The sequence below is a fragment of the Segetibacter koreensis DSM 18137 genome (genome assembly GCF_000374045.1).
In the GTDB taxonomy this organism is placed as follows: domain Bacteria; phylum Bacteroidota; class Bacteroidia; order Chitinophagales; family Chitinophagaceae; genus Segetibacter; species Segetibacter koreensis.
On record NZ_KB893322.1, the window covers coordinates 58942 to 75078 of the forward strand.

At 35.9% G+C, this 16137-nt stretch carries 12 protein-coding genes; 5 read left to right on the forward strand and 7 right to left on the reverse strand.

Annotated features, from left to right (window positions below; all coding sequences use genetic code 11):
• Positions 1 to 114 precede the first annotated feature (114 nt).
• Both B154_RS0109320 and B154_RS0109325 read left to right on the forward strand, forming a co-directional pair.
• The gene (locus B154_RS0109320; protein WP_051084293.1) at positions 115 to 3294 is read left to right on the forward strand and encodes an ATP-dependent helicase; all 3180 of its coding nucleotides are present in this window, start codon (positions 115 to 117) and stop codon (positions 3292 to 3294) included.
• Between the two features lie 206 nt (positions 3295 to 3500).
• Entirely contained in the window at positions 3501 to 4913 is a 1413-nt protein-coding gene (locus B154_RS0109325; RefSeq protein ID WP_157580613.1) for an Ig-like domain-containing domain, read from the forward strand.
• A gap of 648 nt (positions 4914 to 5561) precedes the next feature.
• On the opposite strand, the gene typA is transcribed toward B154_RS0109325, so the two are convergent.
• On the reverse strand, positions 5562 to 7373 hold the full coding sequence (gene typA, locus B154_RS0109330; RefSeq protein WP_026260075.1) for a translational GTPase TypA: 1812 nt from the start codon (positions 7371 to 7373) through the stop codon (positions 5562 to 5564).
• Positions 7374 to 7691: 318 nt separating this feature from the next.
• On the opposite strand from typA, the gene B154_RS32280 reads away from it, so the two are divergent.
• Complete coding sequence (locus B154_RS32280; protein ID WP_018613691.1) at positions 7692 to 7856, forward strand: hypothetical protein; 165 nt, start codon at positions 7692 to 7694, stop codon at positions 7854 to 7856.
• Positions 7857 to 7863: 7 nt separating this feature from the next.
• On the opposite strand, the gene B154_RS0109340 is transcribed toward B154_RS32280, so the two are convergent.
• Positions 7864 to 8085, reverse strand: a complete 222-nt coding sequence (locus tag B154_RS0109340; RefSeq protein WP_018613694.1) for a DUF2905 domain-containing protein — start codon at positions 8083 to 8085, stop codon at positions 7864 to 7866.
• A 527-nt stretch (positions 8086 to 8612) separates the two neighbouring features.
• Here B154_RS0109340 and B154_RS0109345 point away from each other — a divergent pair.
• Positions 8613 to 9527 (forward strand): diacylglycerol/lipid kinase family protein, encoded by a 915-nt coding sequence (locus B154_RS0109345; RefSeq protein ID WP_018613696.1) that lies wholly within the window; start codon positions 8613 to 8615, stop codon positions 9525 to 9527.
• Positions 9528 to 9576: 49 nt separating this feature from the next.
• On the opposite strand, the gene B154_RS0109350 is transcribed toward B154_RS0109345, so the two are convergent.
• Positions 9577 to 10641, reverse strand: coding sequence for a COX15/CtaA family protein (locus B154_RS0109350; protein ID WP_018613701.1), 1065 nt, complete (start codon positions 10639 to 10641; stop codon positions 9577 to 9579).
• 176 nt (positions 10642 to 10817) lie between these two features.
• On the opposite strand from B154_RS0109350, the gene B154_RS0109355 reads away from it, so the two are divergent.
• The gene (locus B154_RS0109355; protein ID WP_245542575.1) at positions 10818 to 11408 is read left to right on the forward strand and encodes a ribonuclease HII; all 591 of its coding nucleotides are present in this window, start codon (positions 10818 to 10820) and stop codon (positions 11406 to 11408) included.
• A 254-nt stretch (positions 11409 to 11662) separates the two neighbouring features.
• On the opposite strand, the gene B154_RS0109360 is transcribed toward B154_RS0109355, so the two are convergent.
• The 4 genes from B154_RS0109360 to B154_RS0109375 all read right to left on the reverse strand — a co-directional run bounded on the left by B154_RS0109360 (position 11663) and on the right by B154_RS0109375 (position 16041).
• Positions 11663 to 13174 (reverse strand): M28 family peptidase, encoded by a 1512-nt coding sequence (locus B154_RS0109360; protein ID WP_018613705.1) that lies wholly within the window; start codon positions 13172 to 13174, stop codon positions 11663 to 11665.
• 21 nt (positions 13175 to 13195) lie between these two features.
• Positions 13196 to 13651 carry a ribose 5-phosphate isomerase B gene (gene rpiB, locus B154_RS0109365; RefSeq protein WP_018613707.1) on the reverse strand — a complete coding sequence of 152 codons (456 nt, stop codon included), beginning with the start codon at positions 13649 to 13651 and terminating at the stop codon, positions 13196 to 13198.
• A 56-nt stretch (positions 13652 to 13707) separates the two neighbouring features.
• Positions 13708 to 14565, reverse strand: coding sequence for a twin-arginine translocase subunit TatC (tatC, locus tag B154_RS0109370; RefSeq protein ID WP_018613709.1), 858 nt, complete (start codon positions 14563 to 14565; stop codon positions 13708 to 13710).
• Between the two features lie 219 nt (positions 14566 to 14784).
• Positions 14785 to 16041, reverse strand: a complete 1257-nt coding sequence (locus B154_RS0109375) for a hemolysin family protein (protein WP_018613710.1) — start codon at positions 16039 to 16041, stop codon at positions 14785 to 14787.
• Between the last annotated feature and the right edge of the window lie 96 nt (positions 16042 to 16137).

A 16137-nucleotide genomic window follows, 5' to 3' on the forward strand; every position in this document is an offset into this window, starting at 1 on the left:
ATAAAAATATAACTAATAATATTAGTTCTTATATCTTTTTTTTCCTCTTTTAAAAGACTACTTTGATACTATTTTTTGCTAAATATTTTAGAATTTATTTTTTACCTTTACCTTATGTCTGAAAGAAAAATCTACGCTGAAAAATACAAAGAAATCTATAATGGGCTCAACTCGCAACAAAAACAGGCTGTCGATAATATAGAAGGACCGGTAATGGTCATTGCCGGACCCGGCACAGGGAAAACTCAGATTCTAAGTGCGAGGATTGGAAAAATTTTATTAGATACAGACACGAACCCTGATAATATACTTTGCCTCACTTATACCGATGCCGGCGTTGTTGCTATGCGTAAGCGCCTCTTAAGCTTTATTGGTCCTGATGCATATAAAGTGAATATCTATACTTTTCATGCTTTTTGCAACGACATCATTCAGGAAAACCTTTCGCTGTTTGAAAAAACATCTATGGATCCTATTTCTGAGTTGGAGAAGATTGAACTATATAAAAAATTAATTGATACATTACCTAAAAATCATCCTTTAAAAAGGTATCGAGGCGATGTCTATTATGAGATAAACAATCTTCAATCACTTTTTAGTACGATGAAGCGGGAAGGATGGTCTCCGGAATTTATAAACGGTAAAATAGATGAATATATAAAAAGCCTTGCAACCAGGGATGAGTTTATATGTAAACGAGCAACAGGCAGTTTTAAAAAAGGAGATGTACGAACAGATAAGATAGCAGACGCAACCGAAAAAGTTGAAAAACTTCGTGCGGCAGTGAATGAATTTGAACGTTTTCAACAACTAATGAGAAGCCGTAACCGTTATGATTTTGACGATATGATTAACTGGGTCATTAAGGCTTTTGAAGACGGTCCCGCTTTGCTTTCGCGCTACCAGGAGCAGTTTTTATACATCCTTGTAGACGAATACCAGGATACAAGTGGTACGCAAAACAAACTTGTGCAATTACTTATCAGCTATTGGGATAAGCCAAATGTTTTTGTTGTAGGTGACGATGACCAGAGTATTTATCGTTTCCAGGGAGCGAATGTTGAAAACATGCTTGCTTTTGCAGAAAGCTATAAAAAGGATTTGCTGACTGTTGTGCTTACCAATAACTATCGCTCAGTCCAACCTATCTTAAATGTTTCAAAATCACTTATAGATAGAAATTTTGAAAGGCTGATTTCTCAAATGGATGGACTAAGCAAGGAATTGATTAGTTGTAATGACAAATGGAAGAGTATTGCCGATTCTGAATGCTGCCCTAGAATAACAGAATATGAAACGCAGCGGCAAGAGATGATACACGTGACCATGCAAGTAGAAAGACTGTTACAGGAAGGTGTCTCGCCCAAAGATATCAGCATAATTTTTAAAGAAAATAAGTATGGGGAAGAACTCGCGTTGTATTTCAAGCTACGGAACATACCGGTATATAGCAAGCGTAGATTAAATATTCTTGAACTTCCCCTGGCAAGGAAAATTGTGTTGTTACTGCATTACCTCGCGGCCGAACACGATATTCCTTACGGCGGAGACGAAATGCTATTTCAGATTTTACATTTCGACTTTCTTGAAATTCCTTCAATAGAAACAGCAAAACTATCTGTACAAGTTGCAGAAAAAAAGTTTACAGGAGATAAAACTTCTCTTAGAAGATTATTATTTGAAAAGGCTAATAAACCATCAGGACAGTTATTTGAAAAGAGTGTACCTGACAGCATGAAGAAAGCAAGTGCAGTCATTGAAAAGCTTATTGCTGCAGTACCTAATGTAACACTGCAAACGCTGGTTGAAAAAGTTATACGTGAAACAGGCATTTTAAGTTTTGTATTGAAAAGTGATGAAAAACTTTGGCTGATGCAGGTTTTAACCGGCTTGTTTGATTTTATAAAAGAAGAAACACGAAGAAATCCTTTGCTGACCTTACAGGAGCTTGTAAATATTTTTGACCTCATGCAAAAGGAAGGTCTAAGTATTCCGCTTGTACAGGTAACCGGCAGTGATAAGGGAATAAACCTGCTTACGGCACATGGTTCAAAAGGCCTGGAATATGAATATGTGTTTATTGTGGGAGCAAATGCAAGTAATTGGGAAAAGAAACGTAAGCCGGGAGGAGGTTATTCTTTCCCCGATACTATGTTTACGTCAGTACCTAAAAGCAAGGAAGAAGAAGAACTAAGGCGCTTGTTTTACGTTGCACTTACAAGGGCTCAAAGACACTTGTTTATTTCCTACAGCCACTTCAAAAACGATGGTAAAAATTTAGAGCCATCAATGTTTATCGCAGAAATTCTTGAAAAGCATTTATTGCCTGTAGAAAAAATATACATAGATGAAAACGTACAGGCAGATTTTGCTGCCTTACAGTTTAACGAAGAGTTGAAGCCGGAAATTGAACAAATTGAGGAAGATTTTATTGGCGCTCTACTTGATAAGTTTGTAATGAACGTAACCGCTCTAAATAACTACTTAAAATGCCCGCTTGATTTTTATTTTAATAATCTTGTGCGTGTTCCATCGGGCAAATCAGAAGCTACTGAATTTGGGTCGGCCGTACACTATTCACTGCAAATGTTGTTTGAGAAAATGCAATCGAACAATAACACCTTTCCTTCCAGACAGGAGTTTATCAGTGATTTTAGTTGGTACATGCACAGGCACCGTGAGTCGTTTACAAAAGAACAATTTAACAGGCGCATGGAGTACGGATTCGATGTTTTAGGCAATTATTACGACAATTATATAAATAGTTTTAATAAAATAGTAGCAATAGAACGTAGCATAAAAAATGTTGTGGTAAACGGTGTTCCATTAAAAGGAAAACTTGATAAGCTGGAATTTGATGGAAAATTCGTTACTGTTGTTGATTATAAAACGGGAGACATAGACAAAGCGCTTCCTAAATTAAAAGGTCCTGGTAAAGAGCCAGATGGAGGAAGTTATTGGCGACAAGCTGTGTTCTATAAAATATTGGTCGATAATCTTGAAAATAAAGACTGGAAAGTGGTAAGTACAGAGTTTGATTTTATAGAACCGGATAATAAAAAAGTTTACCGCAAAGAAAAAGTAGTTATAAGCCCAGATGATATATTAATAGTGAGCCGGCAAATAACAGATGTGTGGGAAAAAATTCAAAAGCGCGATTTCTATAAAGGTTGTGGTAAACAAGATTGTCATTGGTGCAGTTTTGTAAAAAACAATAATCTTGCTGTTGCTTTACATGACCCTTCTGAGGAAGAAGAGGTATGGAGTTTGGGCGAAGTACACGAAGGATTGTAAAAGTTGCAGGAAAAAATATATTCGCTTGCTGACTGTAATGCAAGTATTAACGGCAGGNTTTTATTTTTNAAAATCAGGGTTCGAAAAGCTTCGATGTTTTTTTATAATTTTTCGTAGCGGTTATACTCCTAAATATCCTATAAATCATATAAATACGGTTACGCAATAAATAATTGCTGTTAAGTTTGCAGGCAACAGCAAAAGCAATGAAAATAAAAGCGTCAGCATATTTTTCTCTATTTATAATTTTTATAGGTGCAATCTTTATTATCGGCATTACCGGTTGTGCTAATATTATTCCGCCCGCTGGTGGACCAAGAGACAGTCTTCCTCCTGTTTTAATTTCTGCTACTCCAAAAGATTCCACCACAAATTTTACTGGCAACCGTATCAATTTAGAGTTTAATGAATTTGTAGAAATTGACAATGCATTTGAAAATGTTCTCGTCTCACCTGTTCCTAACAATATACCTAATATTACTTTTCACTTTAGAAATGTTAATATAAAGCTGAAGGATACCTTGGAGCCTAATACCACTTATTCTATCAATTTTGGAAATGCGCTAAAAGATATAAACGAAGGAAATATCTACAAAAATTTCACCTATGTATTTTCGACTGGAGGAAAACTGGACCACGATTCAATTTCAGGAAAAGTTGTAATGGCTGAGACAGGAAAAATTGATACTACATTGATCGTTGTACTTCATAGAAATTTAAATGACAGTGCTGTTGCAAAAGATAAACCGAGGTATGTTGCAAAACTTGACGGGCAAGGAAACTTTGCTTTTCGCAATTTACCTGCCGGCACTTTTGCTTTATATGCAATACCCAATGATTTTTCCCGGCATTACGATGATACCACCAAGCCTTTTGCCTTTGCCGATTCGGCTATTAAAACCACAGCGAATACTCCTGTCACTTTATATGCCTACCAATTGGCGAAAACTGATACCGCTGGTAAAACTGCCGCCCCTCAAAATTCAAAGGATCGAAAAAAGCAAGAGAAGCAACTTTTGCGGTTTCAGACCAACCTGGAGTCAGGGACACAAGGACTGCTAAGTAACCTTGAGCTGAATTTCAGCCAACCTATAAAAACATTTGACACCACTAAAATTATTCTTACGGGCAAAGATTCTATACCCGTAAAAAATTACACCATTGTAGCCGATACTAATAAAACACTTTTTTCAATTATTCATCAATGGCCACCCAATACAGATTTTAATCTATTCATAGATAAAAGTGCCTTTGTCGACTCTGCCGGTGTTACTTTAGCCAAAAGTGATACCATTAAATTTACAACTAAAAGAGAAGAAGATTACGGAAGTCTCACCATTCGTTTTAAAAATCTCGACTTAACTAAAAATCCTGTTTTGCAGATTTTACAAAACGATAAAATAATAGAAGCTACCCCTCTTACAAGACCTGAATGGTACAGAAAGTTGTACAACCCGGGCGATTACGATCTACGAATTCTATACGATTCAAATAAAAATGGCAAGTGGGACCCGGGTAAGTTTTTTGGCGTTCATAAACAACCCGAGATTGTAATTCCTATAAACACAAAACTTTCTGTTCGTGGTAACTGGGACAATATAAAAGATATAACCTTATAGACCAATCTTGTAAAATCAGTAATGAAAAACTGCCTGTAATAGCATAGACTTCTTCATAATAAGTATGTAAAGGACAAACGGGTATAGAAATTCACTGAGTATTATACAATAGATTAATGTCTGATATTATCTCATAGAAAATACTTTAAACAAAATAATTGGTATGTGAAGAATGTTTACTTTATCATCTGCTGTTTATAAAAACTAAATAAAGGCGAACACACAACTTTACAAAAAGAAGTGAATAAAAACAGACAGTCAAAGCGTTGTCAGTTATCTTACTATTAGCTTCTCCTAGAAATTTACCGGATACTATCTGCAGCGGGTTGAAGGAAACAGACCTATTTAAATTAATTCTGATTATTTTGAACTTTATAAATAGGGCAATTGCAAATAGTAGTATTGCTAAAAACATCAATGGCAGGGAAAAATTAAAATTGAAAAGAATTAAAACAAATTGTCGCATAATTTCAAGTTATAGTATATAGATAACGGAGTAGCCAACAGAGGATGTGTCTGTAAAAGGCCGTTAAATAACCCAAAGAGACATATTGACCGCAGCAACAAAAGATTTGTATAAACTAAAATGCATAAAAAAAGCTGCTTACATTTCTGTAAACAGCTTTTAAATTTTATATTTTTTATGAATTAAGCCACAGCTTCACTCTTTGTACTCTTAGAATCACGCTTTCTTTCTTCTTCATTTAGAATAACCTTACGCATGCGAATGTTTTTTGGTGTTACTTCTATACACTCATCCTGCTGAATGTACTCCATGCATTCTTCCAGGGTCATTTCTGTTTTGGGAGCAATGCGTGAGGCGTCGTCACTGCCACTTGCACGGTGGTTAGTAAGTTTTTTAGGCTCGGTCGCATTTACAACTAAATCTCCTGGTTTTATGTGCTCAGCTATTATTTGTCCTGTGTAAACTTCTTCTCCCGGATCAACAAAAAACTTTCCGCGGTCCTGAAGTTTATCGATAGAATAGCCGGTAGTTTTTTCAGTATTCTTTGATATTAAAACACCGTTATTTCTTCCGGGAATGAAGCCTTTCCATGGCTTGTATTCGCTAAAGCGATGAGCCATAACAGCTTCTCCCTGTGTGTTGGTAAGCATTTGAGACCGCAGACCGATCAAACCTCTCGACGGAATATCAAATTCGAGATGTTGCATTTCACCCTTACTTTCCATTATAAGCATTTCACCTTTGCGTTGTGTAACAAGGTCAATTACTTTCCCGCTCAATTCCTGAGGCACATCAACCACTAAAACTTCATACGGCTCATTCTTTTTGCCATCTATTGTTTTAACCAACACCTGTGGGTTACCAACGGTTAATTCATAACCCTCGCGGCGCATTGTCTCAACCAACACACCTAAATGGAGAATTCCCCGTCCAAAAACAAGAAAACTATCAGCACTGTCTGTATCTTCTACTCTTAGGGCAAGATTTTTTTCTGTTTCTTTCATCAGGCGGTCACGCAGGTGACGAGATGTTACAAACTTTCCGTCTTTACCAAAAAAAGGTGAGTTATTGATGCTGAACATCATACTCATTGTAGGTTCATCTACACTGATAACAGGTAAACCTTCAGGATTTTCGAAATCGGCAATGGTATCACCAATTGTAAAATCTTCTAATCCAACTACGGCACAGATATCTCCTGCTAAAACCTCAGGTACTTTTCTTTTACCCAGAGATTCGAAAATATATAATTCTTTAACTTTTGATTTTTTAATACCGTCAGCAGTAACAAGGCTAAAAGGCTGACCTTCTTTAATGCTTCCACGATTTACTTTACCGATAGCAACACGGCCAAGAAAAGTCGAATAATCTAAAGAGGTTATCTGTAACTGCAGATTTCCTTCGGGAACTTTAGGTTCTGGCACATACTGCAAAATACCATCTAATAAAGGTGTAATGTCTTCACACTGTTCATTCTTACTATTAAACCAACCATTTTTACCAGAACCATAAAAAGTAGGAAAATCAAGTTGTTCTTCTGTCGCATCCAAGTTAAAAAACAATTCAAAAACTGCATCGTGCACTTCATCAGGGCGGCAGTTTGGCTTATCTACTTTATTAATAACTACAATTGGCTTCAGATTTAATTGCAATGCTTTCTGCAACACAAAACGTGTCTGTGGCATCGGGCCTTCAAAAGCATCGACAAGCAACAAAACTCCGTCTGCCATTTTTAATACTCTTTCCACTTCTCCGCCAAAGTCAGCGTGACCAGGAGTATCTATCACATTTATTTTAATGTCCTTATATACTACAGAAGCGTTTTTACTGAAGATAGTTATACCTCTTTCTCTTTCGAGGTCATTGCTATCCATAATTAATTCACCTGTCTCCTGGTTGGCACGGAATACATTAGTTTGATGAAGTATTCTGTCAACCAATGTAGTCTTACCATGGTCAACGTGTGCAATAATTGCGATGTTTCTAATATTCATAACCCTAATCCACCTTTTGGCAGACTTTATTTTAAAAATTGAATAATTCCCTAAAAAAAATTCCCCCATTACGGGGTTACGGGGTGCAAAGGTACGGTTTTACAACCGGCTTTCCTTGTCGTTAATACTATAGTAATCTTAATAATACTTAAAAGTTTTAAAAATAAGGAGATGGCATGGAAATTTTGCGATGTATATAAAAATGATAATATATGTAAAGCCAGGATAAAGAATTTGAAAAAAAACAGCCAGTAGAAACTAACGCCACTGATGGTAAAACTCCTGATGTTGGCGCAGGTCCTGTAAAATCAGTTGCCGATGGAGGCGTTGAAGGCGAAGCCAAACAACCGAAAGAACGTACAGGTAAATCAACAAATATGGGTGGAGCTACCGGTGGCACCCCTGGATTACCGGATGCCAGTGAAGGGAACGATAACACAGGAACAGCAGGATAATAAAAGAAGTTGTCATAAAGAAAAGTAACAGGGAATCATAGCCTTTTTAAAAGATTTATTATAAGAGTAAGCAACAGACTCAGTAGAATCATTGTTGTCAATGGAAAATAGAATTTAAAATTTTCCCTTTCAATTCGTATGTCTCCTGGTAATCTTCCGACCCAGTTTAATTTATTGTGAAAGAAATAAATTAGTATACCAATCACCGTTACTACAATCCCTATGTAGATTATAAATTTTCCTGCTTGCGAACCCATATTTAAAAATAATAAGAATAAATAAGCAAGCAAATAAAACCGAAGTAATAATCTTAAAAAGAAGCCATATTTGTAGGATTATTAATAGAAGTTCCTTACCTTTTTACTGGCTGAATTGAAACTTTTAGAGAAAAAATGTTAGAATAAAAGCGAACATAAAGCTGCAGCTTTTAGTTTTTTCATTTTTCAACTTGTTGCTTTGTTAAAATAAGTCAATAAAAAAGTTGCCATAGAATACAGTTTTCCTGTTTAATCAGACGTTCACTTTGTTATTTTGAAGGCTTGTTTTATGTTCGCACCGTATAAGTAGATGAATTAGGAAATTTTAAAAACTCAGTGAAAAAACTATTGAATAAATAGATAATGAGTTATTTAAATACAACAAAAAGAGGGTTTTTCTGTTAGTTATTTGTTCAAAAGGGAGTTGAAAGAAAAAATTCATTATTCTATGTTGCTGCTGATTTTATTAAAAGCAGGTAATAGGAGTTGACCCAGGGCAAAGTGAAACGGAACTAAATTAAAGAATAATGGAAAGAAAAATAGTTTACCTGGTAAATCCGGTATCAGGGACTGGTAAAAAAGAAATGCTGGAAAAGTTGATTCAAAAAAAAACCAGTGAACAGTCTATTAAATTTGAAATACAACATAGTAATATCTTAGGCGATTACGATTATTTAAAGGATAAAATTGAAAGAGACGAAATAACAGACATAGTAATAGTAGGTGGTGATGGCACTGTAAATCACGTAGTATCAGCATTACAAGACACCGGAGTTAATTTTGGAATCATACCTGTAGGAAGCGGTAACGGCCTTGCTTATTGCGCAGGAATTCCTAAGAATCCTATTAAAGCATTACAAATTATTTTTAATGGCAGTTACAATTATGTAGATGCGTTTACCGTAAATGATAAATTTAGTTGTATGCTTAGCGGCTTGGGCTTTGACGCCCAGGTTGCTCACGACTTTGCAAATAAAGCATCTAGGGGATTATTAACGTACACCCAGCAAAGTTTGTATCAATATTTTAAGGCACACCCGTACCTGTTTCAGATAGTGCTTGATAATTTTTCGTTCTACAGTGATGCTTTTTTTATAAGCGTAGCAAACAGCAACCAGTTTGGTAATAATTTTACGATAGCTCCCAAAGCCTCTCTGGACGACGGGTTGCTTGATATTGTCATTGTACAGAAAATGAACAAGGCAAAACTGCCTTTTGCTATCTTGAAACAAATAAGAGGAGATAACGAATTGCAACAACTTGTAGAAGACATGTCGGAGAAAAATATACTTTATTTTCAAACACCTTCTCTAACAATCCGTAACCTGAAGCATGCACCGTTTCATATAGATGGTGAACCTGCAGAAACAGAGGAAGAGTACAAAATACAACTTATAAGAAAATGTTTTAAATTATATCAGCCAGAGGCGGCTGTATCTTGATCAAAGAGTTGCTTGTTCTATTGCTACATCTGGGCGACTCCATTTATATTTAAATTGTCCTATGCTTTTTACCAGCCATGTATATTACGGCAATGAGACTTAGCAGAAGTAACATTCCCGTTAATTGATGTAGTTCTGCCAGCCATTCAAAAGCACCAAATTTTCCGGCAACTATTTTGTTACCATTTAGCACGGTAAATATTCCCAGGCACACCTGTGTTATTACAAGAAAAAAAGTAAGGTTTTTAGCTTTATTAAAAGCGGCGGAGGAAGTCACGCTCCTTGCGTTGTACCACCAGATAACGATAAAAAATACAATAATATATGCAAGTGTACGGTGAATAAAGTGGATAGTTATTTTGTTGTGAGCAATATTGTAAAAGAAACCTCCGTTTGAAAAAAGACCTTCTGGTATTATCATTCCATTTATGTCAGGCCAGGTAGGTGCAGTTGCTGCCGCTTTTAAACCAGCCATGAAAGCACCAAAAACTAACTGAATGCAGACTAGAACTGTAATAACAATAGCCCCTCGTAGCAGCGCTGGTTCCGCTATTCGGCTACGTGGGTTTATCACCAGTTTTAACCCAAACAACAAGGCATAACATATTAGAACCATTGCTGCCATAAAATGTGTAGCAAGCCGTATATGGTTTACATATACATCACTGTCATTTAGACCGCTTTTAACCATTATCCATCCAATTGCGCCTTGCAGTGCACCCAGCAAAAACAAAATGACTAAAGGAAAAACCATCCAGCTTTTAAAATATTTTTTGACTAAAAAATAAATAAAAGGAATAAGAAAGACTACCCCTATCAGCCTTGCCCACAACCTGTGAAACCATTCCCAGAAAAAAATAAATTTAAAATTGCTTAAGGTAAAATGCTCGTTAATGTATTTGTACTGGGCTATCTGCTGGTATTTATGAAATGCCTGCTGCCACTCTGCCTCTCCCATCGGTGGCATTGCACCCATTATCGGTTTCCATTCGGTTATAGATAATCCTGACCCTGTTAAACGTGTTATGCCCCCAAGCAACACCTGCACTATTAACATTCCTACCCCTAAAAAAATCCAGTACGCTACAATCTTTGTTGATTTATCGTGATGCATATCTTTTATTTGCAATGCCTAAAAATTGTATTGCCATCTTTATTTAGTTTGGCAAAATTAATGGTAAAACAATGGTGATAACTTTTTGATTAATCTTTCGCAGGTTTTTACTTATTTTAAAACTGAAACCGCAATTTTGTATTGAAATGTTACTGCCCTATTACCAAAAAAGATATGTGGAAGCCGGGTGTGATGAGGCCGGAAGAGGTTGCTACGCTGGCCCTGTCTTCGCTGCTGCGGTTATTCTTCGCAAAGATTTTTATCATCCCTTTCTTAATGATAGCAAACAACTATCGGAAGCTCAGCGAAATGAACTAAGGCCAATAATCGAAAAAGAAGCTGTAAGTTATAGTGTAGCTAAAGTCGATAATGAAGAAATAGACCGTATTAACATATTAAGAGCTTCAATAAAGGCGATGCACCTGGCCTTAGATAATTTGAAAAAACGCCCAAGATACCTTATAATAGATGGCAACCGTTTTACAGCATACCAGGATGTAAAGCATAAGTGTATCATAAAAGGGGATGGATTATATTCCTCAATAGCTGCTGCCAGTGTTCTGGCAAAAACATATCGCGACGAATACATGAAAAACCTTCATGCAGAACACCCTCTATATAACTGGAGCAGCAATAAGGGATACGGAACGGAAGAACATCGGCTGGCAATAGAAGCACATGGGTTGTGCAAATATCACCGCATGAGTTTCAACATCAATACCAAACAATTATCGATAGATTTTGAAGAAGAAAGTATAGTAATGTAAAAGTTATCGTAAGTTACTTTACTTTACTGCTTTACAATATATTACTACACGTTTTTTGTAGCCGGCTTTTGTGTTTCAGTTAAGCTTCGTTGCGACGCTCCGTTCAGCGATTGTACTACCTATTATACTTTCCAGCTTTTTAATGAGAAAACTTTCGTTTGCGATTTTTCTTCAAAATCAATAGGAACCGTGCAATCTCCATTAAATGAAAATGGATAAGTGAAGATTATTAATAAAAATTGCAAATCTTATAACTATTGTTGCAGAGTTATATCTCTTGTCATCATCTCATTTCTGTTACTCATTTCCCAGGCGGTAAAAAATACCAACTTCAATCTTTTAGCCATCAGGTCAAACTTTATTTTATCAACTGTGTCTGTCGGACGATGATAATCGGCATGAGTGCCATTGAAGTAAAAAATTACAGGAACACCATTCTTAGCAAAATTATAATGATCAGATCTGTAATAGTAACGGTTAGAGTCATTTAAATCATTAAAACGTCTGTCAAGCTGCAGGTTCAAATACCTTTTATTAATCGAATCGGTAACAGGACGAAGATTGCTGCTTAGCTTATCGTCTCCAATAATATAAAGATAATTTGAAGAATCTCCCTTATAATCAGGATCTATACGCCCTACCATATCTATATTAAGATCAACTGTTGTTTTAGTAAGGGGAAAAGCGGGATGCTCGCTATAGAATTCAGAACCAAGCAAACCTTTCTCTTCGCCTGAGACTGTCATAAAAACAATACTTCTTCTTGGGCCGTGTCCTTCATTTTTTGCTTTTGCAAAAGCTTGTGCAATTTGCAATACACCCGTAGTGCCTGAACCATCATCATCAGCTCCATAATAAATTTCTTTGTCTTTTACTCCCAGGTGGTCATAATGACTTGTTATAAGAACAAATTCATTCTTCTTGTCGGTTCCGGGCAAAAGAGCAACAACATTACTGCTTTGAAGAGTGAGGGTTCTTTTATTTATTAAAAATTGTACACGTGATTTATAACTGCCGGTAGGAACATTTTTTATACTTTCAAGAAGCCGCGCGGGGTTCAGGCCCAATAATTCATGAGCTAGGTCGCTCGTAACAGTAATAACCGGAACACTTTCAGTAGCGATCTTTTTTAAATACATCCTGCCTTTTTTATTAACAGTTGTCTTCTTCACAAAATCCCGGGCCATAATAAAAACACCGTTAGCTCCCAGTGCTTTTGCCTGTAACACCTTCATCGAGTTACTATAATTACTACTTTTTTCAAGCGTAGCCTCGTTATCGGGCATTCCCTCAAAAATTAATACCCACTTCCCTTTTATATTAAAATCTTTATAATCATTTCGTGAAGAATCAACTATGCCATAAGAAGCAAAAACAATTTCATTTATATTGTAAGAGCCATTTGCAGCAGAGGCAATATCTAATGAAAAGGAGTCATCTAATCGATACATTTTCCCATTTACCTGCAAACCTGTTTCGATCAAAGTATCCTGGTATACGGGAAACTGCATTTGATATCCTGACGTAGTTCCTGGCAGTAAGCCTAACTTTTGAAAGTGATTTTCAATATATGCAGCAGCTCTTCGCTGGCCTGGTGTAGCAGTTTCCCTCCCTTCCATCTCTGCACTTGCAATCACCGACAGCTTTTCCTTCAAACCTGAAGCAGTAATATCCTGAGCATATTTATTGGCAAAATCAATTTGTTGTCTTTGTGAAAAAGCTGTAGCAACTGCGAACAAAAAAGTAGGCACTAATAATTTCTTCATGAAAAATTCTTCTGATGTTTTTTATAAACAGGCTATTTTGTTTACTCTCCCCTCATGTCTTCCACCTTCGAAAGAGGTATTTAAAAATGTATCGATTATGTCAAGAGCGTTTTGAACACTTATAAAACGTGCAGGCAGACATAATACGTTTGCATTATTATGCTTACGGGCTAGCTCTGCAATTTCTTTTTGCCAGCATAAAGCGGCACGAATACCCTGGTGTTTATTCGCAGTTATAGCTACACCGTTAGCACTGCCACATATTAAAATCCCACATGCAGTTTCACTTTTTTCAACACTGTCAGATGTAGGGTGAGCAAAGTCAGGATAATCGACAGAATTTTCAGAATACGTACCAAAGTCCGCTACCTGGTAGCCCATTTTATTTAAATGTTTAACAACAGCGGTTTTATAATCAAAACCTGCATGGTCAGCTCCGATAGCAATCGGTTTTGAACGATCAAATTCAATAGTCATTAATTAGACGATATAAATGTTTTAAGAAATAATAACTGTAAACAGTTTTGAGAAGTTTAGCTCCATTCTTCTTCATCATGCTTCTTCATTTCTTTGTAGGCACGTTTAGAAACAATTATGCTTAGCTGGTACAACAAAAACAATGGAATGAAAACAAGCATCTGGCTGCTCCAGTCAGGGCTTGGTGTTATAACTGCAGCAATTACTAATATAACAACGATAGCATATTTACGGTAAGCACTTAAAAATTCGGGGGTTATTAATCCAATTTTCGTCAGTACGTAGGCTAAAACAGGTAATTCAAATGCTAACCCGCAACCGATAATGATATCTACAAGGTTTTCGAGATAATCATTTAAAGTTGGTCTTGTTTCTAAAATTTTGGAGATGCCCAGAGTATAGTTTGCAAGAAAATTGAACGTAAAAGGACCAAGTAAAAAATATCCAAATGCGGCACCGGTAAAAAAGAAAAGTGATACGTAAAATATGCTTCCACGAGTACTTTTAAGCTCTGATGGTTTTAAGGCAGGTCTTATAAAACGCCACATTTCCCAGAAGATGTACGGAAACGCTGCAATAAAGCCCCCCACAAAAGCGATTGTAATGCTACTCATAAACTGGCTGCTAAACTCAGTTGTCTGCAGCTTGATGTTTATTGATGGCATACATAGCGCATCACCAAGATGCAACCAGTGACCAAAACGGCACATGGCTGTGTAACTGACAAAATTATCATGAAGGGGTCCGGTAATTATTTTCTCAAACACCCAATCTATCTTGATAAAAATAATGATCGCAAAAACTACTATAGCCAACAATGAACGCACAATATGCCAACGCAGTTCTTCAAGGTGGTCAACAAAAGTCATCTCATCGTTATCCGGCCTTAATTTCTTTAAAATGCTAGTAGCCATGAAAAAATTGAATACTTGTTTTAATTAAATGCGGCAAAGTTAACTGAATGAAGGATAGTAAAATTAATAATAACACCAGTAACGGCAGGTTTATAACGTTGTATGTAAAATAAAACAGAGAATTAAGATTTTATTAATTAAAGAATGATTTATTCTAGTACAGAAGTGAACCAAATTGTAAGTTGATAAGAGATATAGCACAAAAGAGATTATAAACGATTACCGTAAAACTTTCATTTTCACCATATCTATTCTTGTTTCACTTACACTCATAATTTCAAATTCGAACCTATCAATAATTATTCTTTCTTTTTGATGGGGAATTGCTTCATGCTTCGAGATGATAAATCCTGATAAAGTTTCTGATTCTGTAACTGCAAATTCAAAATCGTATTTTTCGTTCAAATAATCAATCTCAAGACGGCCGCTAAAAATATATTCATCTTCGGCTAACTGTTTTTCTACAAATTCCTCTACATCATATTCATCTTTTATTTCTCCAAATATCTCTTCCAAAACATCTTCCATAGTCACAATACCTGATGTTCCGCCAAATTCGTCTACTACCCATGCTATACTTTTGCGTTCTTTGGTAAACTTATTTATAAGGTCTGTTGCACTCATGCTCTCAGGCACAGCCGGAATGGGAAGTAAAATGGATTCTATGTTGGCAGGATTTTTAAAAAGATCTAACTGATGTATATAACCTAAGATATTATCAATATTATAATTGTATATTATTAGTTTACTTAGTCTTGTATCTATCATATGCTGCCTTACTTCTTTGATAGGTGTTTTTATATCAAAACCTTCTATTTCTGTTCGTGGCACGAGGCATTGCCTTATTTTAACCATTGGGAGAGACAATGCATTTTCAAACAATTCTGAGTTCAACTCCTGGCTATCCTCCTCCTCTTTATTTTGATGAAAGAAGTGTTCGAGGTCTCCTTTTCCGAATGCTTCATTACGGTCGACAACCCGTACATTAAATATATATTTCAAAATCCACTCTGCAATACTTACTAAAATAGAAGCAACCGGGTAAAATATACCATGAAAAAATTTAGTTACGGGAGCAAAGAAACTAAGCAAGTCATCGTTTTTAGCTCTAAAGATGGCCTTGGGTATAAATTCTCCAAACAAGAGAATCAACAAAGTAAAAATTATAGTATCTGCAATAAGAGCAATATAATTATTATTTATGCCAAACTTTTGCCATATAGGACTCATTAGGGTGGTGAAAAGTAAACCATAAATAACAAGAAAAAAATTTACGCCTATAATACAGGTACCAATAAAGCGTGAAGGTTCTTCCATAAATTTGGAAAGTATAACGCCACTTAATTTGCCCTGCTTTTTCTTTAATTCAATACTTAGCCGGTTAGCTGTTAAAAAGGCTATTTCCATACCTGCAAAAAAACCTATAAAGATTACAGTGATGACAAGAAGAATAATAGTAAAATAAACGGTATTCATAAGCTATTGTAATATTAGAATAACAATTTAAAGATATAAAAATATAGGATTAGACGATAATGATGCGTAAATCATTTTAGAATGAGTTGCAGGAAA

Coding starts and splice junctions, on each gene's coding strand:
- B154_RS0109320 (WP_051084293.1), top strand. CDS start 115: ATGTCTGAAAGAAAAATCTACGCTGAAAAATACAAAGAAATCTATAAT.
- B154_RS0109325 (WP_157580613.1), top strand. CDS start 3,501: ATGAAAATAAAAGCGTCAGCATATTTTTCTCTATTTATAATTTTTATA.
- typA (WP_026260075.1), bottom strand. CDS start 7,373: ATGAATATTAGAAACATCGCAATTATTGCACACGTTGACCATGGTAAG.
- B154_RS32280 (WP_018613691.1), top strand. CDS start 7,692: ATGGAGGCGTTGAAGGCGAAGCCAAACAACCGAAAGAACGTACAGGTA.
- B154_RS0109340 (WP_018613694.1), bottom strand. CDS start 8,085: ATGGGTTCGCAAGCAGGAAAATTTATAATCTACATAGGGATTGTAGTA.
- B154_RS0109345 (WP_018613696.1), top strand. CDS start 8,613: ATGGAAAGAAAAATAGTTTACCTGGTAAATCCGGTATCAGGGACTGGT.
- B154_RS0109350 (WP_018613701.1), bottom strand. CDS start 10,641: ATGCATCACGATAAATCAACAAAGATTGTAGCGTACTGGATTTTTTTA.
- B154_RS0109360 (WP_018613705.1), bottom strand. CDS start 13,174: ATGAAGAAATTATTAGTGCCTACTTTTTTGTTCGCAGTTGCTACAGCT.
- rpiB (WP_018613707.1), bottom strand. CDS start 13,651: ATGACTATTGAATTTGATCGTTCAAAACCGATTGCTATCGGAGCTGAC.
- tatC (WP_018613709.1), bottom strand. CDS start 14,565: ATGGCTACTAGCATTTTAAAGAAATTAAGGCCGGATAACGATGAGATG.
- B154_RS0109375 (WP_018613710.1), bottom strand. CDS start 16,041: ATGAATACCGTTTATTTTACTATTATTCTTCTTGTCATCACTGTAATC.